Source organism: Desulfocurvibacter africanus subsp. africanus DSM 2603, from assembly GCF_000422545.1.
Lineage (GTDB): Bacteria > Desulfobacterota > Desulfovibrionia > Desulfovibrionales > Desulfovibrionaceae > Desulfocurvibacter > Desulfocurvibacter africanus.
In genome coordinates this window covers 1-19,585 of record NZ_AULZ01000012.1, presented here as the reverse complement: position 1 = coordinate 19,585, position 19,585 = coordinate 1, and the positions used below count along the sequence as shown (strand labels likewise).

Below are 19,585 nucleotides of genomic sequence, written 5' to 3'. Positions count from 1 at the left end.
ATTCATGGCCGAGCAGTTCTATACGATCCTCACCAAGGTGGGCCACGCCAAGCTGGCCAACGCCCTGGCCCTGGGCCAGAGCGTGAGCCTGACGCACATGGCCGTGGGCCAGGGTGTGAGCGGCGGCTACTACGAGCCCACGGAAACGCAGACAGCGCTGAAAAGCGAGGCCTGGCGCGGGCCGGTCAACGCGCTGAACGTGGACCCGCAGAACGCCAGCTGGCTGGTGGCCGAGCTGGTCATCCCGACCAGCGTGGGCAACTTCACGGTGCGCGAGGCCGGCCTGTTCGACGTGGACAACGACCTGATCGCCGTGGGCAAGTACCCGCAAACCTACAAGCCGCAGCTGGCCGACGGCGCGGGCAAGGACCTGTACATCCGGCTGATAGTGCAGGTGAGCAACACCAGCGTGGTCACGCTCAAGGTGGACCCGGCCGTGGTGCTGGCCACGCGGGGCTACGCGGAAGCGCAGGCCGACGAGGCCGAGATCGCGGCCAAGGCCTACAGCGATGGCCGGCTGGCCGCGCACAGCGACAGTTATCGGGGCTTCGGGCTCGACGGCCGGCACACGGCTTATACGGGCGACCTGGACGCCATCGAGCGCAACAGCCTGTATGCGGTGCAGAAAGGCCAGGCCACGCACCTGCCCGCAGACATGCCGGCAGGCGTGCAGGGCTTTGTGCAGACCATGGTCCAGCCGGCCGATAGCGGCCGCACGCAGCTCGTGTGGAGCGTGGACGACGCGGGCCATCCGGGCTGGTGGCGCAGGCGCGTGAATGGGGGCTGGGGCGAGTGGAGCGTGGTGGGCGCGGCCATGGGCCTGCCCGTGGGCACGGTGGTCTGGGTGCCGGGCACCACGCCGCCTCCCGGCATGCTGGCCGTCAACGCGGGCGACGTCATCGGCCGCTCTACCTGGCCCGAGCTGTGGGAGTTCGCGCAAGCCTCCGGGCTGCTCGTCACGGATACCGAGTGGCAAGCCCAGGCCTCGGTGCATTCCTCGGTCGGCAATTTCTCGGACGGCGACGGTTCGACGACCTTCAGATTGCCCAAGCTCGTGGACTACCTGCGCGGCGCTGATCCGAGCAATGGCAGGCCGGTGGGGTTGTGGCAGGGGGATGAGTTCAAGGCACACAACCATCAATTGTCATCCTCTTGGTTCAACATAGGTTCAGCAGGGTCTGGAACCACACTATCTGGCGCTCTTGTAACCCAAGGCCTTACTACCGGATCTTCTGGCGGCTTCGAAACCCGCCCCAAGTCCATCAACTGGCTGCCCTGCATCCAGGCCGCCAGCCTGCCGGTCAACTCGGGCACCGTGGACATGCTGGCCTTGGCAGCCGAGGTGGCCAGGCTGAGCAGCGGGACGGGCGGAGAGGGCTTGAGCAGCGGCCTGCCCGTGGGCACCATGATCTGGGTGCCGGGCACCACGCCTTTGCCGGGCATGCTGGCCGTCAACGACGGCGCGAGCGTCAGCCGGACCACTTGGCCGCAGCTCTGGGAGTACGCGCAGAACTCGGGACTGCTGATTACGGAAGCCGAATGGCAGGGCCAGGCGGCGGCGCAAACGTCGGTCGGCTACTTCTCGGACGGCGACGGCGTGAACACATTCCGCCTGCCCAGGCTGCGCGATTTCGTGCGCGGCGCTGATCCGAGCAACGGGCGGGGCGTGGGTACGTGGCAGGCGGATGGGATTAAACAGCATAATCACCCTATTAGGGTAAGCCGTACGGTCGGTGTCGGTGGTTCAACCACTGTCTTGCCTGCAAGCGATACAGAGACGCCAAGCGTTACTTCTACCAGCTACATCACAGCCTTCGGCAACGACGAAACCCAACCCAAGTCCGTCTCCTGGCTACCCTGCATCCAGGCGGCCAGCGTGCCTGTCTACTCCGGCACAGTGGACATGCTGGCCCTGGCCAGCGAGGTGGCTGGGAAGGCGGACAAGAGCGGGGTTGTATTTCAGTCGGCATACGTTTCAGAACCCCAGATAATGGTGCTGAATGGCTCAATCACTCTGGCGCATGGCCTAGTGGATTCCGCTCTTAACCCAGTCGATCCTAAAGTAGTACAATGCCGAATTAAGTGTGTAGTGGCGGAAGGCAGCTACAGTGTAGGCGACGAGGTTATAATTGGTCCGGCGCCTGATGATGATGGCTCGACGGGCAGGGGTTTGGTTGTAGTTCCTACAGCGACAAATCTTTTCGTGAAGGTGGGAAATGGAGTGCCAACCATATTAAGCAAAAGCACCACCGCACGGTTGAATATAACTCTGGCGAACTGGAAATTGATTGTGAGGGCGTACGCATGACCAAGCATTACATCGATGCAAGCGGCAACTACATCGGCGCCTTCGGGCCAGGCGTGCACGCGCCTGACGGCGGCCTAATAGTACCAAGCGCGCCTCAAGACGCCCGGCAGAATTGGCAGGACGGCGCTTGGGTGTGGCCCACGGATGTGCTCGCCACCGCCATCCGCGCCGAGCGCGACCGCCGGCTGGCGGCCACGGATCGCTACGCCCTGAACGACTATCCCCACGCGGGCGATGCCGCGCGGCAGGCCTGGCAAGACTATCGGCAGGCCTTGCGGGACATGCCCGAGCAGCAGGGCTTCCCCTGGGCCGGGCCGGATGATGCGGCCTGCCCCTGGCCCGAGCAGCCGGCGCAGCCGCCGGCGGGCGGCTAGGCGAGACTGGAAATCACAGGGCCTCGGCGTGAAGCCGGGGCCTTACTTTTTCTTGCGCCGCTCCTCGCGCCGAGCCTTGCGCCATTCCCAGGGCGGCACGGGGTCCTTGCCCTGCCACAGCCCGATCCGCTGCTGCCTGGCGCGGGCCTCCAACTGCAGCCAGGCCGTGCATTCGGCCATCTTGCAGTATGCCCGATAGACCCAGGCCCAGCCATGGGCCACGATCTCGGCGTTGAGCACGCGGCCGTCCTCCAGGGTGATGCGCCCGATGATGCGGCCGTAGCGGTCCACGTCCAGCTCCTGCACGTCCACGTCCTGCAGGGCGGCCATTTCTCTGGTGAATTCCGTGGCCCTGCTGCCGTAGGCCTGCTTCTTCTCCGGGCAGTCGATGCCGAACAGCCGCACGCGTACCTGGCGCTTATCCTCGGTGAGCACGGTCAGGGTGTCGCCGTCGCTGACCTTGATGACTTTGGCCGGCAGGGCATAGCAAAGCCCGGGCCAGGGCAGGGGCCCGATCAGGAACATGGCCAGGAGCCCGATCTGGAGCATGAGCAGGGCAATGCCGCGCATAATCGAACATGGTAGCCCCGCCAGAGCGACCCGGCAAGCCATCCTGGCGCGCAGGCCAAATAAATAATGACCTGGCGGTCTGCTCGGCCAGGCCATGAAGGCATGCGCGGTGATCCCTGTAAATACTTATCCCACAAGGGTGTTTCTGCCTGGAAATCTATGGCCACAGCGCAGGTTGTTGTTATTTTTTATCAACTTGACAGAAGGTTGCCTTTTCTGTTGGGAAGTGCTCTTATATAAACAGCTTTTAAGAAATCAATAGATAGTTTCAAAGCCTGAGTAAGCTTTTGGCTGGTGATACAGGACAAATTGCATTTACGCTCAAAGTACTTGCCGCATCTCCTGCCGGAAACAGTGCGGCAAGGGCAAGCTGAACATCCGGCCGCAGGAGCCTGCGGCACCATTTGCAATATGTGATTCGAAATTCACGAGGCGTTGATGCCTCGTTCCAGAGCAATGTTTGGCCTGTCGCAGGCCTGTGCTTCGAGGGCGTTTGGGACAGTACGTATGGTGCATTGGATGTACCGGTACTGAGTGCTTGCTACCTGATGCGGTATTCGGAGGGAACCTGTGCGCATATCATTTTTCTGGAAGATCCTGGGCGTTTGCCTAAGCACCATCGTCCTATTGGCAAGCTGTATCGTGTTCGGCGTGAACCATTACGTGAGCAAGGAATTCGACGCCGAGTCCCTGCAGCGTCTCCGGACCTACATGAACAGCCTGGACCATGAGGTCCGGGACAACGCGCTGATGCTGTCGACCGTGGCCAAGCTCATGGCCGAGAACCCTGACGTGGCCAGGGCCCTGGACCAGGGCGACGCCGCCTTCCTGCGCGGCTACGCCCGGGAGGTCATGGGCTCCTCGGGGGTCGAATTCATCACCATCGCCGACAGCCGCGGTTCGGTCCTGGCGCGCGGCCACTCGGACAAGGCCGGGGACTCCATCCTCAATCAGACCAATGTGCAAAAGGCGCTCAACGGCCAGGCCTCGGTGGGCATGGAGCCGGGCAGGGTGGTCAAATTGTCCCTGCGCGCGGGCCAGCCCGTGCGCCTGGACGGCCGGATCGTGGGCGTGATCACGCCCGGCATCGACCTGGCCTCCCTGAAGTTCGTGGACTCCATCAAGCAGCGCTTGGGAGTGGAATGTACGCTCTTTGATGGTGACACGCGGGCCTCCACCACCATCCAAGTGAACGGCAAGCGGGCCGTGGGCACGAAGATGGACAACCCCGTGGTCCTGGAGACCGTGATCCAGCGCGCGCAGCCCTTCATCGGCCGCAACAAGATCCTGGGCAGTGACCACGACACGGCCTACTGGCCCATCATAGCCGCTAACGGCAAGACCGCGGGCATGTTCTTCATCGGCATACGGCGCGACGTCATCGAGACCACCCAGCAGAGCATCACGAGCTCCGTGATCCTGATTTCCGCGCTCGTGGGCCTGCTCATGCTCGGCCTTTCCGTGGTCGTTGCCCGCTCCCTGACCAAACCCATCATCCGCGCCGCCGAGTTTGCCTCCAGGGTGGCCGACGGCCAGCTGGACCAGACCCTGACGGTCACCAATCGCGACGAGATCGGCATGCTGGCCCAGGCGCTCGGGCGCATGGTCGAGAACCTGCGCAGCATGTTCGCCCAGGCCGAGGCCAAGACCCGCGAGGCCGAGGCGCAGGCCGAGCAGGCCCGCAAGGCCACGCAGGAGGCCCAGCAGGCCAAGGCCCAGGCCGAGTCGGCCAAGCGCGAAGGCATGCTGCAGGCCGCGGCCAGGCTGGAGGGCGTGGTCGAGGTCGTGTCTTCGTCCTCGGAGGAGCTGTCGGCGCAGATCGAGCAGTCGGACAAGGGCGTGGACGAGCAGTCCAAGCGCATCGGCGAGACGGCCACGACCATGGAGGAGATGAACGCCTCGGTGCTCGAGGTGGCCAGGAACGCCGGCGACGCGGCCGCGGTCTCGGACAGGGCGCGCACCAAGGCCGAGGCGGGCGCGGCCATCGTGGGCCGGGTTTTGGCCGGCATAGGCGAGGTGCAGAACCAGTCCGTGGCGCTCAAGAAGGACATGGAGGATCTGGGACGGCAGGCCGAGGCCATCGGCCGGATCATGAACGTCATCTCGGACATCGCCGACCAGACCAACCTGCTGGCCCTCAATGCGGCCATCGAGGCGGCCCGCGCCGGAGATGCCGGGCGCGGCTTCGCCGTGGTGGCCGACGAGGTGCGCAAGCTGGCCGAGAAGACCATGCAGGCCACCACCGAGGTCGGCAACGCCATCCGCGGCGTGCAGCAGGGCACGCGCAAGAACATGGACAACGTGGACCGCTCGGTGCAGACCATCGAGCAGGCCACCCAGCTGGCCCGCGAATCCGGCGAGGCCCTGCGGGAGATCGTGCAGCTGGTGGAAAAGGCTTCGGACCAGGTGCGCGGCATCGCCACGGCCTCGGAGCAGCAGTCCACGGCCAGCGAGGAGATCAGCCGCGCCGTGGAGCAGGTCAGCGCCATCTCCTCGGAGACGGCCCAGGCCATGGGCGAGGCGGCCAAGGCCGTCATGGAGCTGGCCGGCCAAGCCCAGGTGCTCAAACGCCTGGTGGAGGAGCTGAAGGACGCCTAGCCAGCCCCTGGTGTGACGCTGCCGGCAGGTCCGCCGGCTGTTGCGACCAATCGATACACAAAGGCCCCGGGCGACCGGGGCCTTTGTATGGCAGATTGCTTGTTGAGCGTTTTGCACAAGAACTGACAGAAACTGGGCAGGGCTTTGCCCTCCCAGACCCTCCCACCAGGGGAATGATTCCCCTGGACCCCCCATTTCAAATGCAATTTGCTTGAAGACGCCTGCTCCGGCGTTGACGGCGCAAGTGAATTGCGCCTGCACCTGCGCAGGGCTTGCAGAGCATTCTCAAAAGCAAAATGCTCTATTCCGACAGGGACATGATCTTGGCGTTGTGGATGCCGAGCTTGGTGAGGACATCGCGCGCGACAGGCACCACGGCCTTGGGCACCAGCAGGATGAACTCCGCCCCGACCCGCTTGGCCTCGGCGGCGAAAACCCCGAGCTGGCCGGCTGCGTGCTCGGAGCTGATGCTGCAGGCGGTCTCGACCTCGCAGATGTAGTTGGGGGACACGGATTTGGCGATGGAGGGCTTCGAACGCCAGGCCATGAGATCCGGGACAAGGCTTTGGCCATCGCTCTTGATCGGGTCCGGCCGCTCATAGCCGCAGATGCCGTCGGCCTTGACCAGGGCGCAGCCCTGCGTGCGGCCCAGGTAGCCGGCCAGGGTGAAGGCCATGCTGTCGTGCTGGGACTGGGCCTGCTCGGAACGTTTCATCGCAGCCTCCTTGCGTACGAGTGACATCCGATACGGCTGCGCTTCGCGCAGGCGTGCATCTTGCCCAGCCTGTGCGCGAAGGCCTTTTTCGCCGTATCTGCCTGCCTGATTTGGCTGACCTGCCTGACCTGCCTCACTTGCCTGGCCTGCTGACCCGCTCGCGCGGATTGCCGCAAGGCGCGCGGGAACGCAGGGTAACGTCACGCGTTGCGCAGGCCGGGTGAGACAAGTTTTCAAATATTCTAATGAATTATCCCGCTCGTCAAGCGGCTGCCCCGAGCCCTGGGGCCGCTGTCCGCGGCCTCTGCCTTCCTCTTCCGCCAAGTCCGCTCCGCATGCCCCCGTCATAGCGCGCATATCCTGCACCACGCCATCCCGTCTTTTCGTCCTCCCGACTATCCTGCGCCTGTCTGACTACCCATGGGCTGCTCCATGGGCCGGCCCATGGGGCCACAACCTTTACGAGCCCTTACGAGGAAAGACGGCATGGACAGCTACGACCTGTGTACAGCCTGGGAAGCGGCCGTGGCCGCCAACACGGAGCTGAACGATTGGATCAGCGCCACCTTCGGCCGGCCGCTTGCGCGCTTTGTGGGCGTGAACCCGCGCAGCAAGCCCGGCAAGCTCGACTGCCCGTACATCGCTTTCGACCCGCAAAAGAGCGTCACGGGCGAGGTCAAGCTGCACGAACTGCAGGTCGCGGTGCTGCTCGGCGTGGCCGATGACCAAGTGGAGAGCACCACGAACCGTACGGAGTACCGGGGCCTCAAGCGCCTGCGCAGCGAGCTTTTGCCGCGCGTGCAGGCGGCCATCAGCGGCGCCGTGGACGTGGAGACGCTTGGGCCCATCGAAGCCCAGAGCACTTCGCCCGAGGACGGATATTTCGAGCTGACCATGCTCGTGACCGCCAAGTTACCGAAAACACTAGGCTGATAGGAGGAAATCATCATGCAGGCCAAGGGTTCCAAATCCAAGCTGCTCCTCGATTTCGAGCAGAGCTACAAGACCGCCCCGGCCGTCAAGGCCGGCAAGGCCATGCCTTTCAACACCTGCAGCGTTAAGGGCACGCGCACGCTGCAGGCCGCCCAGACCATCACCGGCCGCCGCGATCCGGTCATGCCCTTTGCCGGCAACATGGACGTGGCCGGCGACCTGAGCGTGCCCGTGGACGTGCGCGCCATGGGCAACTGGCTCAAAGCCATGTTCGGCGCGCCGGCCACCACCGGCGCAGGCCCCTACACGCATACCTTCAAGCTTGGCGAGGCCATGCCGAGCTTCGGCCTGGAGAAGCGCTTCGAGGACATCGGCCAGTACATCTTCTGCTCGGGCTGCAAGGCCTCCAAGCTGTCCATGTCCGTTGGCGGCGACGCCGAACTCGTGGCCAGCATCGGCATCGTCGGCGCCACCGAGTCCGCGCCTTCGGCCACGCCTTACCAGCTCGACCCGGCGGCCATCGCCTTCGACCGTTTCCAGAACTTCCAGGCCTCGATCGAGGAAAACGGCGTAGCGCTGGCCAATTGCACCGAGTTCTCCCTGGAGATGGATTTCGGCCTGGACACCGGCAACTACGTCATCGGCGGCCAGGGCACGCGCAACAGCCTGCCCGAGGGCGTGGCCAGCATCAGCGGCACGCTGAGCGCCCTGTTCGAGGACGCGACGCTGCTTAACAAGGCCGTGAACATGGCCGAGACGAGCCTGCGCCTGTCTTTCACCAGCGGCACGCACAGCCTGTCCTTCCTGTTCCCCGAGGTCGTGCTCGAACAGCAGGCCCCGGCCATCGAGGGCCCGCAGGGCGTGAAGATCCAGCTGCCCTGGAAGGCCTACTTCGGCGACGACGCCGTGAACAACAGCGCCGTCGTGGTCACGCTGACCAACGACGTGGCCGGCTATTAGGAGTCCACATGCCCAAGCTGACCCTGCCGTCCGGGGCCGAAGTGGAATTCTGCGGCCTGTCCTTTGAGGCGGCCGACGCCTATCTGGCCCGCGAGAGTGAGCTTTTGGACGAGAACAAGAGCGACCATGAGCGCATCGCCGGCCGCCGGCAGCTCATGCGCGAGACCCTGGAGCAGACCTGCCCCGAGGCCTGGGCCAGGGCCAGACAGAGCAACAGGGACGTGGCCGCGCTGCACCGGGCCGTGCTGGCCGAGACCTTCGGCAGCCCGGACACTGAAAAAAACTCGTAGCGGTCTGGCAGTGGGCGGCCGACGCCACGCGGCAGTCCTACTGCCAGACCTGCCGCACAGATCATGGAGGCCAGCCCCCATGCGCCACGTGCGAGTGGAAAGCGCCCGAGCTTGCGCGCGAAAACCGCGCGGCCTGGGCCTTGTGGACAGCGCTCCAGACGCAGTGGCGAGTAGGCCCGGGTGGCGCCGTGGGCCTTTCCTACCCGGCCGTGGAGGTGACAGCCCACTGGCTGGGCATCGAGCCCACGCGCTCCCTGTGGCGCAAGATCAGGCTCCTGGAGGCCGAAGCGCTGCGGCGGATGTACCAGGAGCGCGAGGAGCGCGCCGGCCGGACGGGTTAAAGCCCGCCCGGCCGGCCATAACCCCTAGCCGCAAGCAGGCGGTGAAGCATGGCCATCGCGACGAATGAATACAAGTTCACTGAAAAGGATCTCCGGACGCTCACTCAGGCGAGCGCCGAGCTGCGCACGGCCACCAAGGAAATGCAGCAGGTGTCCGCGGCCGCTCTCGGCACGGCGGAAGCGCATAAAAAGACCGTGGCCGCGGGCGGCACCGCTCTGAGCAGTCTGCGCCTCGGCAATCCCGCTGGCTCCGTCTCCGATTTGTCCGGGCCCGTGACCGCGGCCGACATGGAGGCCCAGAGCCAGCAGGCATCTATGAATAGGAGCTGGTTGTCGGAGAAAAGCGGCCAGGCTTGGGATTGGGCCACGGAGAAGACCAAGGAGAGAGTCCAGGTCGGCATCAAGGAAATGGAGGAGTGGGGCGAAAAGGCCATGGACGTCTCGGACGAGATCAAGGCGCTCGGCAAGAACACCATGGAGGAATTCGGCCAGGTCATCCAGACCGTTGCAGCGGGCGGCAAGGCGAACTTCAAGTCCATGACCGATTCGATCATCGACGACCTCAAGCGCATCGCCATCCAGATGGCCACGGGCTGGCTGGCCAAGACGGTCGGCTCCTACCTGGGCAGCGCCCTGAGTGGCTGGCTGGGCAGTGGAAGCGGAGGCACGACCGGGGGCACAACCTATGGCGGCTACCCGATAGCAGAACCGGTCTATGCCGCCCATGGCCTGGCCTTCGACCAGTCGGGCGTCATGGCCTTTGCCAAGGGCGGCATCGTCAGCCGGCCCACGGTCTTCCCCTTTGCCCGCGGGGTCGGGCTCATGGGCGAGGCCGGACCCGAGGCCATCATGCCCCTGTCCAGGACCGCGTCCGGTGATCTGGGCGTGCGGGTGGCCGACAACTCCGCGCCGCAGAGCGTGCGCGTGGAGATCCACAACGAAAGCGGCGAGAAACTCGAGGTCTCCAAGTCCGAGGCAAGCAACGACATCCAGGGATTGGTGGTCTCCCTGTGGCTCGACGCCTTTGAACGCAACAGGGGCGGTCTGCGGACCTCCCTGGGAGGATAGAATATGGCCCTGCCGCGTTTTCCATCCATTACCGCGCCCGACTACGGCCTGGACGAGCGGCTCTACAAGCCGCAGGTGCGCCAGGAGTTCGAGGCCGGCTACGTGCAGACCCGGCCCAGGTTCACGCGGGCCAGGCGGCGCTGGTCGCTCAGCTGGAGCTCGCTGCCGGAAATCGAATACCAGATCCTGGCCGGCTTCTTCATGGACAACCAGGGCAGCGCCTTCGAGTGGGAGCATCCCAGGACGCATGTGCTGCATGTGTGCCGCTTCAGCGGGGACGAGCTGCCGGGAACCATCAGCAAGCCCGGCCGCCGCTCCGTGCAGTGTCTCATGGAGGAGGTCTAGGTCATGCCCATCCCTCTTTCATCCGTGGTGCTGGAGGAGAAGAACAGGCTCGCCACGAGCGAGGCCTTCCTCCTGGCGCTGGAGATCAGCGTGCCGGGTGTGGACGAGCCCATCCGCGTGGTGAGCAACACCGAGAACGTCACCTGGCGCGGCGTGGAGTGGATCGCCTTCCCCTTCGAGATCGACGAACTGAGCGACACCTCCAAGGGCGAGGTGCCGCGCATCGAACTCAAGGTTTCCAACGTGAGCCGGGCCCTGGAGCGCTACATCCACGACTACGATGCCTATGTGAAGCGCTTCGGCTTCTCGCCCATCACGGTGAGCATCATCGTGCTCAACACGGCGGACCTGGGAAGCGGCGTGCCCGTGGTGGAGCACCTGTTCGAACTCAAGCAGCCCAAGACCGACGCCAAGTGGGCCACCTTCGTGCTCGGGGCGAGCAATCCCTTCGACCTGCGCTTTCCCACGGCCATGCTGCGCAAGAACGCCTGCCGCTTCCGCTTTAGGGACGCGCGCTGCGGCTATCGGGGCGAGGCGGACGGCTGCGACAAGACCCTGAGCCGCTGCCGCGCGCTGAAGAACTCGGAGCGCTTCGGCGGCTTTCCGGGCGTGGGCACGCCGGGGGTGTACCTTGCGTCCTGACCTGCGCGACCTGGCCGGCATCCCCTTTGTGGACGGCGGCCGCGACCCGGCCCAGGGCCTGGACTGCTGGGGCCTGTTCCGCCTGGCCATGCAGCGTTTCGGCCACGAGGTGCCGGACTATGCGCTGTCGGCCTTTGCCACGCAGCTCATCGGCGAGACCGCGGCCCGCGAGCTGGCCGCCAAATGGCGGCGCGTGGAGCGCCCGGAGCCGGGCTGCGCCGTGTGCATGGCCCTGGACCCGGCCGCGCCCGGAAGCGTGCAGCACTTCGGGGTCTACGTGGGCCAGGGCCTGTTCATTCACTGCCTGGAGAAGACCGGCTCCATCCTGTCGCATATCGGCGACAAGTTCTGGGCCGGACGCATCAAGGGGTACTACACGTGGAATGCTTGAAGATCCATTATGTGCGCAACCAGCTCGACCCGCTGCGCTCCACGGAGCTGGTGGAGGTCGAGCCGGGCAGGCCCCTGCGGGCCTACATGGCCGAGCTGCACCCCCTGGCGCCCGCGGGCTTCGACATCGTGGCCTGCATCAACGGCCGGGTGGTGGCCGAGGGCGCCCTGGACCTGGTGCCCCTGGCGGACGACTCAGTGGTCGTTACGGCCCGGCCCATGGGCGGCGGCGACAGCAAGAACACCTGGCGCATCGTGGCCATGGTCGTGGTGACGATCGTGGCAGCCGTAGTGAGTTATGGGGTCGGTGGAGTAGTTGCTGGATCAGCTTTCGCTGGTAGCGTCAGTGCTGCTACAGGGCTCAGTACGGGAATGGTAGGCGCAATGGTCGGTGCTATGGCTGGTGCTGCGATCAGCCTTGCCGGCTCTTATGCCGTGAACGCGCTCATACCGCCAACGACCCCGGATTTCGGCGGACCCAATAGCAATCAAGGCAATTCCCCGACTTACGGCTGGGACCCGAGCCCCAATGCCTCGAGCGAGGGCGTGACCCTGCCCGTGCTCTACGGCAGGCAACGCGTGGCGCCGCCCATCATCGCCAAGTACGTGGAGACAGTCGGAGACAAGCAGTACCTGCATGTGCTCATGGCCGTGGCCGACCACGAGCTGCAGAGCATCGGCGACGTGGAGATCAACGGCCAGCCCGCGAGCAAGTTCAGGGACGTGCAGGTCGAGACGCGCCTGGGTGCTGCCAACCAGAGCCCGATCCAGCACTTCAACGACCTCAGAACGGACATCCCGCTGCAGGCCAAGATCGACATGGATTGGGCCGCGCGGGAGATCCCCGGCAATACGGTCCAGGGGCTCGGCATCTGCATCCTGTGCCCAGGCGGCCTGTATAAGATCAGCAAGAAGGGCAAGTTCGAAAGCCAGGTCATCCGGCTGTGCATCGAGATGCGCCGTAAGGGCGAAACCGAGTGGACGCGCAAGCACGGCAGGAACCTGACCGTGCGCAAGGTCACCACCTGGTACTGGTCCGGCGGCTGCTATGCCAACTCCTATAATAGCGAGTATCAGGTCTACGAAGCGAGATGGGTGGAGCTGGAGGCCGGCTCCAAGGACAGGCAGGCGCATGTCGAGGGGGAGCGGTACAACCCGTCCAAGGATAAGCAGTGTCATGTGGGCGGAATCTTCCGTTCCCGCTACATATGGCGCTGGATCTACGGCGAGACAATCTACGTTCCCGGCGAGATCGAGCTGGATTACGTGGAGATGCTCGGCAGCAAGCCTTCGGCCCTGCGCCAGGTGTTCTGGTTCGACAACCTGGAGGCCGGCGAGTACGAGGTGCGCGTGCGCTTCGCCGAGCAGCCGCCCACGGGACAGAGCTACGGCACGGACGCCTACCTGGAGTTCGTGCAGACCTCCATCACCGACGATTTCAGCTACCCGGGCACGGCCCTGCTCGCCGTGCGCGCTCTGGCCACGGACCAGCTCTCCGGCGGCATGCCGCGCATCACCTGCCTGGCGGAACGCTCGAGTGTGCTCGTGTACGATCCGGAGCAGGATCTGGCCGAGCACCGGCCGACCAATCCGGCCTGGGCCTGCTATGACCTTTTGCGTAGCGAGCTGGCGGGCAACGTGCCGGTCGAGCGTATCCTTTACCCGGCCTTCAAGTCCTGGGCTGAGTGGTGCGAGGAGAAGGGGCTCGAGTGCAACCTGTACTTCGACTCGCCGAGCAGCCTGCGCCGGGCCCTGGACATGCTCTCGACACTCGGACGGGGCACCATCGTGCAGATGGGCTCGCTGTTCACCTGCATCGTGGACCGGCCGTGGACAGCACCCATGTCCATGCAGCGCTTCCTGTTCACCATGGGCAACATGGTCGCGGACTCCTACCGCGAGGAGTTCCTGGCCTACCAGGAGCGCGCCAATGCGGTGGAGATCACCTACTTCGACGCCGCGTTCGGCTACAGTCGCCAGACCGTTGAGCTGTACCAGCACGGCTTCGACACCTCCAGCCAGGGCATCAAGAAACGCGCGGAGACGCTCTTCGGCTGCACCTCGCGCAGCCAGGCCCTGGCCCATGCCCAGGCCCTGCTGAACCGCAACCGCTACCTGAGCCTGACGGTCTCCTTCGACGCGGACGCCGATGCCATCGCCTGCATGCCGGGCGACGTCATCGACGTGTCGCACGACGTGCCGCAATGGGGCTTTTCGGGTCGCATCCTCTCGGCCGGGCCGGATTATGTGGAGCTGGACCGGGAGGTCACGCTCCTGCCCGGCAAGGTTGGAGATAAGGGCTACGTGCTTCAGCTCAAGCGCAACCAGGACGACAAGCGCGAGGAGGTGGCCATAGCTGGCGTGGCCCAGGAGACAAGCACTTCCGTGCTCAGCCTGGCCGGCAACTGGACCCACGGCCTGCCTCAGGCCGGGGACCTGTACGCCTTCGGCGAAAGCAAACGGGTCAGCAAGGCCTTCCGCGTGCTGTCCATCACCCGCTCGTCCGACCTGCGGCGCAGGATCACGGCCCTGGAATACCTGCCCGAGGTCTACGAGGGCAACGTGCCGGATGGAGCCCTGGATCCCGTGAACAGTCTGCCGGCCGTGGAGGGCCTTATCGCCAAGGAGGTCTGGACCATGGGCTCGGACGGATCGGGCCGCTCGATCCTCGACCTGTCCTGGCGCGGCATGGCCATGGCCTGGCAAGTCTTCTTGCGCGAGCCCGGTGTGACGGACTGGGCGCGCATGGGCCTGAGCCTTCTGCCCAGCTTCCGCGTGGACATGCCTTTAGAGGCCGGCCGGACCTACGAAGTGGCCGTCTCGGCCACGAGCGCTGCCGAGGATGGCCAGACCGCCAAGGTGACCGTGCTCGGCAAGCTCGCGCCGCCCTCGGACGTGGAGGGCTTCCTGGCCTATGTCGCCGGCGAGGAGATCGCCTTCCGCTGGGAGCACATCCCGGACATGGACTTGTGGGGCTACGAGATCCGCTATGGCGAAACCTGGGAGAGCGCCAAGGTCTGCGTGGACGGCGTGCAGGAGAACAGCGCGCGCTGGCGGCCGCCCGGCTCGGGCACCTACAGTTTCCTGATCAAGGCCCTGGACAACGGCGACAACTACAGCCGGGACGCGGCCACATCCGTGGCCACGATCAGCCTGGAGCAGGCCGTCAACGTCGTGCTCGGCGGGAACGAGATCCCGGACTACGTGGGCCAGGCGAGCCTGGAGGGGCTGGTCTGGCTGCCAATGCAGGAACGCGTGGCCTGGATTCCGAGCCTCGTGGACAGCCAGTTCGATCCAGGCATCACGGACCAGGACATCGCGGCCTATCGCGGAGACATCTGCGAAGGCATCTTCACGAGCAGGGTGTTCGACCTCGGACGGCCGGCGGACTTCCGGTGGAGCATGGGGGCGGACTGCCTGACCGTGAACGGCGAAGCCACGGACCTGAGCTACCCGGAGCGCACCAACCTGACCCATCCACTGGACACGGACACCTCCGTGACGGGTCTGAGCACCTATGTGCCGGAATACCGCTGCTCAGAGGACGGACTGGCCTGGTCGGACTGGGAGCTGTGGACCTCGGGCGTGGATTTCAAGGGCATACGCGCCTGCCAGGCCCGCTACAGGACCGTGCTCGAATCGTATCAGCACTACTTCGCCTACATGGCCATCAGCCCGGTGGTCGATGCGCCGGACCAGGTCGCCCTGCTCCCGGGCGTGCAGATCACGGACGCCAATGCGGGTAGGACGTACCGGCTCTACGACGACCTGGGCCTGATCATCCTGAGCACATACCACGTCAACGTCACCGTGCTCGGGACCGCCGGCATCTACCCCGTGGTGGAGAAGCAGTCCGACAGGTTCACCGTGCGCCTTTTCAACCCCAGCGGGGCCAAGACAACCGGCACCGTCGACATTCGCGTAGGAGGTTTCTAGATGAGTCAGGCATTCAGGAAGCCGGTTTCCGGCGAAACGAAATTCGGACAGCTGTACGGGCTGCTCGGCGACAGCCTCGACGCCGTGCGTTCGCACTTCTCGGGCACGGCCTTCCCGGCCAGCCCTTCGGCCGGTCAGCTCTGCTATCGCACCGACCGCGGCGGGCTCTACCTGTTCACCGACAGTCAAGCCCAGGGCGAAGGTGGCTGGATCGACGTCAGCTCCGCCTCGTCCCTGTTTTCTTCCACGCGCACCGAGTTGACGGACGCTCGGGGCACGGCGGCATCCCTCGAGGCCCGCCTGGACGTGGCCCTGAACGACGACGGCACGCTCAAGGGCAATGCTCCGGCCTCGGACTGGTGGAACAGCGAGCCGGATGCCGTGGCCTGGGCCTCGGGCTCCATGTTCACGGTCGTGGGAGACAAGCGAGCCATCTACCTGCCCGGCAGGGCCCTCAAGCTCACCCAGTTCGTAAGCGGGACAGGGCATGTCGAGTCGGCCACGTACGACGCCGACGCGGACCGGACCAGCGTGGTTGTGGGCGGCATCACCGTGGACACGGACCTCTCGGCCGTGGAGTTCGGGCAGGAGCCCGGCAACATGCCCGCGCACGGCCACGCCGTGGCGGCCGTGGACGGCTTGCAGGCCAGCCTGGACAGCAAGGCCCAGGCCCGCTTCCTGCGCTGCAATACGCTGATCGGCGGCAGCGCAGGCGCCCTGGACGCCATTCCCCGGGCCGGCATCGCCGCGGACGACCTGGCCGTGGCAGTGTCAGGCGGGGCGCTGCACATCTACCGTTTTGACGCCACGAGCACGGCCGCCGAGAGTGAACCAGCCATCATCAAGCCGGACGACGCGGGCATGAATCTTGGGCGCTGGATTCTGCAGCAGATGAGCGCGCTGCTCCTCCCGGCAGCCAATACGCCCCCGCCCGGCCTGATCGCCCATTTCGCCTCCAAGAATGCGCCCATCGGCTGGCTGTCGTGTGATGGCAAGGCTGTGGAGCGGAGCACGTACACAGCCCTGGATGCCGCGATCTACGTCGGCGACGCGAACAACGCCACGGCCCTATGGGGCTATCGCTGCACGGACCCGGAGCATGCCAGCACCTCGCGCGACACTACGGGCGCGCATCTCGTGCTGCCCGATCTGCGCGGCGAGTTCATCCGCAGCTGGTCAGGCCTCCGGCCTGGCGTGGACGCTAACCGCGTCTTCGGCTCGGCCCAGGCGCAGCAAATCCAAAGCCACACTCATACGGGCGGCGCGCAGGTTAAAACAAACAGCACCAAGTATACCGACAATGCGAGTGGCTACGCATCCGCCACTACGTATACCGGCTACACCGGCGGCGACGAGACCCGGCCGCGCAACATGGCCCTGCTGGCCTGCATCAAATACTAGGCCTGGGCAACGCCAGGCGCAGGAGGGCGGGGCGCATGCCTCGTTCTCCACGCCTGGCAGGTGATGGTGAAGAGCTGACAGGATAGGAGCTGGCATGAGTCAAGATTACCAAAAGCCGATTCCCGGGCAGACTCCCATGGGCCAGTTGTACGGGCTCTTGGGCGCCAGCCTGGACACGCTGCGCTCGCAGTTCTCGGGCGCGAGCTTTCCGGACAGCCCCCTGGTCGGGCAGCCGTGCTTTCGCACGGACCGCGGCACCGGCGTGCTCTACGTGTACACGGGCAACCCGGAGCTCGGCGAGGCCGGCTGGGTGGACTACGCCCTGGCCTCGCTGGCCCTCTCGAATCTCAAGCACGAGCTGGGCGAGGCCCGGGGCAGCGCCCCGAGCCTCAAGGCCCGCTTGAACGTAGCGCTTAACGACGACGGCACGCTCAAGGGCGATGCCCCGGCAGGCGACTGGTGGACGGCCGAGGCCGACGCCCTGGCCTACGTCTCCGAGTCCACGTTCAGCGTGGCCGGAGACAAGCGGGGCATCTACATGCCTGGCCGGGCCGTGCGCCTCGAGCAGGCCGTGAACGGCTACGGCCATGTAGCCGAGGGTATTGCTTACGACGAGGCGGCAGATCTGACCACGGTGGAGGTCACGGGGTGCGCCGTGGATTCCGGGCTCAGCGTGGTGGAGTATGGGCAGGACATTTACAACGTGCCTTCCCCGGAGAAGGTCGGAGCCGCCACTCCAGCCCAGCTGGAAGCTGCCGTGCAAGGCCAGGCAGTCCTCCTGCGCCTCACGGCCCTGACGGGTGGAGCGCCCGGCGCGCTCGATGCCATGCCACACGCGAGCATCGCCGACAGCGAACTGGCTATCGTCGAGATCGAGGGTCAGATTTCCATGTGGCGGTACCATGCCGACAGCATGGCCAATCCGGATGGAAGGACCGTGATCGTGCCGGCAGACGGCAGCGCATATCCTGGCCGCTGGCATCGATCCTACATGGATGCCGACGACACGGGCGGCGCTCCCATCGGCACATTGTTTTACAACGTGATCCCCGGTTATGCGCCGCCATTATGCATTGCTACGAGTGGCCAGCTCCTGCCGCGCACCGACTACCCGGAATTATGGGCGAAGGTCGAGTCCTCTGCGGTGTCCGAGTACAATTGGCAAAATGCAGGGCAGGGTTGCTTCAGTGTCGGCGACGGTGTGTCCACGTTTCGCGTGCCGCTCATCAATGCGGAATTTGTCCGCGCGCTGGATCGAGGCCGTGGGGTGGATGCCGGACGTGGACATGGCAGTCTGCAGTCCGACGCCATACGCAATATTGTAGGCTCTTTCGGTGCATTTGTTACCAGAGATCAGAACCACTATGCATCAGGTGCCTTTCAGAACCCCAGGCAGGGTTCAACATGGGGTGTGGGAACAAGTGGGAGCGGTGTAAGTACGATTAGCTTTAATGCTGCTCTTGTAGTCCCAACCGCAAATGAAAATCGTCCTCGCAATATTGCATACCCAGCATGGATTAAATACGCATAGGAATACGCCATGTATGGACATAGATATGATCAATTCACTGGTGAATATCAGGGTAGATGTCCCCTGGTGCCTAATCCACGGAGGCCGAATACTCCGTCACTGCCTGCATTCTGCGTATTTGATGAGCCACCTGCAGTTTTCGCCGGTCAGGTTGCTCTTTGGACAGGCTCCGTCTGGGAGATCGTGGAAGACCGGAGGGGAGAGCATTACTGGCTGCCTGAGGACGACTGGAGCCATGCAGGGCGGGTGATGGCTGAGCTGGGCCCGCTGCCGGCAGGGGCAAGGCTGAGCCGGCCCGAGATGCCTGCGGACGTGCGCTTGGCCCAAGACGCCGACGCCGTGCGCGTCGAACGCAACAGACGGCTCATGGCCTCGGACTGCCACGCCTTGCCGGACTACCCCCATGCGAACGAGGCCATGCGCCGAAGTTGGCAAGAGTATCGGCAGGCGCTGCGGGATGTGCCGGCGCAGGAGGGTTTTCCCTGGAACGGGCCGGATGATCCCGCCACACCATGGCCTTTGGAACCGCAGCTTTCAGTCTAGCGACATCGCCTTATCCGCCTACAGCGAATAGGAGCAATCCATGAGCCGAGACTTTCAAAAACCGATTCCCGGGCAGACCGCCATGGGCCAACTGTACGGGCTGCTGGGCGCCAGCCTGGACGCGCTGCGCTCGCAGTTCTCGGGCGCGAGCTTTCCGGACAGCCCGCTGGTCGGGCAGCCGTGCTATCGCACGGACCGCGGATCCGGCGTGCTATACGTGTACACGGGCAACCCGGAGTTTGGCGAGGCCGGCTGGGTGGACTACGCCCTGGCCTCGCTGGCCCTCTCGAATCTCAAGCACGAGCTGGGCGAGGCCCGGGGCAGCGCCCCGAGCCTGAAGGCCCGGCTGAACGTGGCGCTCAATGACGACGGCACGCTCAAGGGTGATGCCCCGGCAGGCGACTGGTGGACGGCCGAGGCCGACGCCCTGGCCATGCTGGACGAGACGCATTTCAGCGTGGCCGGCGACAAGCGGGGCATCTACACGCCCCGGCGGGCCATACGACTGGAGCAGATCCAAAACGGCTACGGCCATGTGGCTTCGTCCGTATACGACGAGCCTGCGGACCTGACCACGGTGGAGGTCGCGGGGTGTGCCGTGGACGCGGGGCTCTCGAGCATCGAGTACGGCCAGCCGACG

Annotated in this window: 17 protein-coding genes and 1 pseudogene; 16 read left to right on the top strand and 2 right to left on the bottom strand. The window is 65.1% G+C overall.

All coding sequences use genetic code 11. The features are described 5' to 3' along the window. The first annotated feature begins 4 nt into the window (after positions 1-4). Positions 5-2,308, top strand: coding sequence for a phage tail protein (locus tag H585_RS23545; RefSeq protein WP_051183048.1), 2,304 nt, complete (start codon positions 5-7; stop codon positions 2,306-2,308). After that, positions 2,305-2,682, top strand: a complete 378-nt coding sequence (locus H585_RS21190; RefSeq protein WP_034627619.1) for a tail fiber assembly protein — start codon at positions 2,305-2,307, stop codon at positions 2,680-2,682. Before H585_RS23545 ends, H585_RS21190 begins: the two co-directional genes overlap by 4 nt. 42 nt (positions 2,683-2,724) lie before the next feature. On the opposite strand, the gene H585_RS21185 is transcribed toward H585_RS21190, so the two are convergent. Then, positions 2,725-3,252, bottom strand: a complete 528-nt coding sequence (locus tag H585_RS21185) for a thermonuclease family protein (protein WP_244432512.1) — start codon at positions 3,250-3,252, stop codon at positions 2,725-2,727. A gap of 570 nt (positions 3,253-3,822) precedes the next feature. On the opposite strand from H585_RS21185, the gene H585_RS0109155 reads away from it, so the two are divergent. Next, a complete protein-coding gene (locus H585_RS0109155; protein WP_027367603.1) occupies positions 3,823-5,850 on the top strand; it encodes a methyl-accepting chemotaxis protein in 2,028 nt (675 codons plus the stop codon). Positions 5,851-6,151: 301 nt separating this feature from the next. On the opposite strand, the gene H585_RS0109150 is transcribed toward H585_RS0109155, so the two are convergent. Beyond that, the gene (locus H585_RS0109150) at positions 6,152-6,565 is read right to left on the bottom strand and encodes a hypothetical protein (protein WP_027367602.1); all 414 of its coding nucleotides are present in this window, start codon (positions 6,563-6,565) and stop codon (positions 6,152-6,154) included. Between the two features lie 486 nt (positions 6,566-7,051). Between H585_RS0109150 and H585_RS0109145 the strand changes: the two genes are divergently transcribed. The 13 genes and pseudogenes from H585_RS0109145 to H585_RS21150 all read left to right on the top strand — a co-directional run. Beyond that, positions 7,052-7,498, top strand: a complete 447-nt coding sequence (locus H585_RS0109145; protein ID WP_027367601.1) for a hypothetical protein — start codon at positions 7,052-7,054, stop codon at positions 7,496-7,498. Between the two features lie 15 nt (positions 7,499-7,513). Next, entirely contained in the window at positions 7,514-8,458 is a 945-nt protein-coding gene (locus tag H585_RS0109140; protein WP_034627614.1) for a phage tail tube protein, read from the top strand. Between the two features lie 8 nt (positions 8,459-8,466). Continuing rightward, positions 8,467-8,748, top strand: a complete 282-nt coding sequence (locus H585_RS0109135; protein WP_027367599.1) for a hypothetical protein — start codon at positions 8,467-8,469, stop codon at positions 8,746-8,748. Positions 8,749-8,873: 125 nt separating this feature from the next. Continuing rightward, positions 8,874-9,089: pseudogene (locus H585_RS22490) on the top strand (DUF1799 domain-containing protein); the annotation flags it as partial. Positions 9,090-9,137: 48 nt separating this feature from the next. Next, positions 9,138-10,157, top strand: a complete 1,020-nt coding sequence (locus H585_RS0109125; RefSeq protein WP_027367598.1) for a phage tail tape measure C-terminal domain-containing protein — start codon at positions 9,138-9,140, stop codon at positions 10,155-10,157. Positions 10,158-10,160: 3 nt separating this feature from the next. After that, positions 10,161-10,502: a hypothetical protein gene (locus H585_RS21175; protein WP_034627611.1), complete on the top strand. Its 342-nt coding sequence runs from the start codon at positions 10,161-10,163 to the stop codon at positions 10,500-10,502. Positions 10,503-10,505: 3 nt separating this feature from the next. Then, the gene (locus H585_RS22105) at positions 10,506-11,144 is read left to right on the top strand and encodes a DUF1833 family protein (protein ID WP_051183046.1); all 639 of its coding nucleotides are present in this window, start codon (positions 10,506-10,508) and stop codon (positions 11,142-11,144) included. Beyond that, on the top strand, positions 11,134-11,535 hold the full coding sequence (locus H585_RS0109110) for an NlpC/P60 family protein (protein WP_027367597.1): 402 nt from the start codon (positions 11,134-11,136) through the stop codon (positions 11,533-11,535). The genes H585_RS22105 and H585_RS0109110 overlap by 11 nt, the downstream gene beginning before the upstream one ends. After that, the gene (locus H585_RS0109105) at positions 11,532-15,470 is read left to right on the top strand and encodes a host specificity factor TipJ family phage tail protein (protein ID WP_027367596.1); all 3,939 of its coding nucleotides are present in this window, start codon (positions 11,532-11,534) and stop codon (positions 15,468-15,470) included. The genes H585_RS0109110 and H585_RS0109105 overlap by 4 nt, the downstream gene beginning before the upstream one ends. Further along, on the top strand, positions 15,471-16,871 hold the full coding sequence (locus H585_RS22100) for a phage tail protein (RefSeq protein WP_051183044.1): 1,401 nt from the start codon (positions 15,471-15,473) through the stop codon (positions 16,869-16,871). It abuts the gene before it with no gap. Between the two features lie 94 nt (positions 16,872-16,965). Continuing rightward, positions 16,966-18,402: a hypothetical protein gene (locus tag H585_RS21160; protein ID WP_034627607.1), complete on the top strand. Its 1,437-nt coding sequence runs from the start codon at positions 16,966-16,968 to the stop codon at positions 18,400-18,402. Between the two features lie 249 nt (positions 18,403-18,651). Further along, positions 18,652-18,945 (top strand): tail fiber assembly protein, encoded by a 294-nt coding sequence (locus H585_RS21155; protein ID WP_034627605.1) that lies wholly within the window; start codon positions 18,652-18,654, stop codon positions 18,943-18,945. A gap of 40 nt (positions 18,946-18,985) precedes the next feature. Beyond that, positions 18,986-19,585, top strand: a 600-nt coding sequence (locus H585_RS21150; protein ID WP_034627603.1) for a hypothetical protein, incomplete at its 3' end; no start/stop codon positions are given.

Coding starts and splice junctions, on each gene's coding strand:
- H585_RS21185 (WP_244432512.1), bottom strand. CDS start 3,252: ATGCGCGGCATTGCCCTGCTCATGCTCCAGATCGGGCTCCTGGCCATG.
- H585_RS21155 (WP_034627605.1), top strand. CDS start 18,652: ATGGCTGAGCTGGGCCCGCTGCCGGCAGGGGCAAGGCTGAGCCGGCCC.
- H585_RS0109140 (WP_034627614.1), top strand. CDS start 7,514: ATGCAGGCCAAGGGTTCCAAATCCAAGCTGCTCCTCGATTTCGAGCAG.
- H585_RS23545 (WP_051183048.1), top strand. CDS start 5: ATGGCCGAGCAGTTCTATACGATCCTCACCAAGGTGGGCCACGCCAAG.
- H585_RS0109150 (WP_027367602.1), bottom strand. CDS start 6,565: ATGAAACGTTCCGAGCAGGCCCAGTCCCAGCACGACAGCATGGCCTTC.
- H585_RS21175 (WP_034627611.1), top strand. CDS start 10,161: ATGGCCCTGCCGCGTTTTCCATCCATTACCGCGCCCGACTACGGCCTG.
- H585_RS0109135 (WP_027367599.1), top strand. CDS start 8,467: ATGCCCAAGCTGACCCTGCCGTCCGGGGCCGAAGTGGAATTCTGCGGC.
- H585_RS0109125 (WP_027367598.1), top strand. CDS start 9,138: ATGGCCATCGCGACGAATGAATACAAGTTCACTGAAAAGGATCTCCGG.
- H585_RS21160 (WP_034627607.1), top strand. CDS start 16,966: ATGAGTCAAGATTACCAAAAGCCGATTCCCGGGCAGACTCCCATGGGC.
- H585_RS21190 (WP_034627619.1), top strand. CDS start 2,305: ATGACCAAGCATTACATCGATGCAAGCGGCAACTACATCGGCGCCTTC.
- H585_RS0109145 (WP_027367601.1), top strand. CDS start 7,052: ATGGACAGCTACGACCTGTGTACAGCCTGGGAAGCGGCCGTGGCCGCC.
- H585_RS22100 (WP_051183044.1), top strand. CDS start 15,471: ATGAGTCAGGCATTCAGGAAGCCGGTTTCCGGCGAAACGAAATTCGGA.
- H585_RS22105 (WP_051183046.1), top strand. CDS start 10,506: ATGCCCATCCCTCTTTCATCCGTGGTGCTGGAGGAGAAGAACAGGCTC.